Annotated in this window: 1 protein-coding gene; it reads right to left on the bottom strand. The window is 27.3% G+C overall.

Going from position 1 to position 901, the window contains the following annotated elements:
- On the bottom strand, positions 1–901 hold a 901-nt coding region (locus tag EHU54_RS06045; RefSeq protein ID WP_400249497.1), incomplete at both ends, for a hypothetical protein.

Here is a 901-nt window from a genome sequence, read left to right as displayed (position 1 = left end):
GTATAGTTTAAAGGTAATACTGTAATTTGGCGATTAATAAAATTATTCATATTTAAAATATCTCAAACATTACATTTACCCATTTTATTATATTCAATTTGAACTTGACCAACAGTATTACCAAATTCATCTTTTCTTCTAAAATATGATGACGCTTGGGTACTAATAATGTTATTAACATCATTACCACTATTTACTTTTATTTTATTTGGTGGAGTAATCATTCAATTTTTAGACCAATAAGGTTTAGAATTTGAATTTTCTTCCTTAATAGTTGTTCCAACAGTCGGATTAGTTGCTGTTGAACTTGCTTTATCTGTTATTACCATACCCTCATTATTTTTTTCAATTCAAAAATCAGACATTGATTGAATATGTTCTTTTCAATCTTTATATCCAGTAATAATAGTTGGTTGTATCCCTTGAATGTTATATCAACTTACTTCGGGTGATGCATAAGTATTTATTTTATCAGGTGGAGCAGGATACATGTTATACATTAATAAATCTCGTGAATTCATTACTTTTTTATTAAATTGACCTTTAATAATTGGTCTTCCTATAACTGGTATATCAAATAAAATTGGATTACCATAAAATTTAACTGCCATTGCTCTAACCCCTGGATCTTTTAATAAAATATCATCTAATTCAACAATACCTTTATTTAATTTTTCATCATAAGTTATTTTAGGAAAACAATAACCCTCTCCTGGAGCACTTGTTTGAATAAATTGTCTTACTGCCAAACCACTATTACTAATTTTGTCATTAATACTTGAAAAGGTTATTTCTTGTCATAAGAAACTACCATCATAAGGTGAATAATAATTAATAACATTAGATGGATATAATCATTGTCTATCTTGGGGTGCAGAATTAATATCACCACCACCAATAT

Source organism: Spiroplasma sp. ald (genome assembly GCF_044714355.1).
Lineage (GTDB): Bacteria > Bacillota_I > Bacilli_A > Mycoplasmatales > Mycoplasmataceae > Spiroplasma > Spiroplasma phoeniceum.
This window is presented reverse-complemented; position numbering and strand designations above follow the sequence as displayed.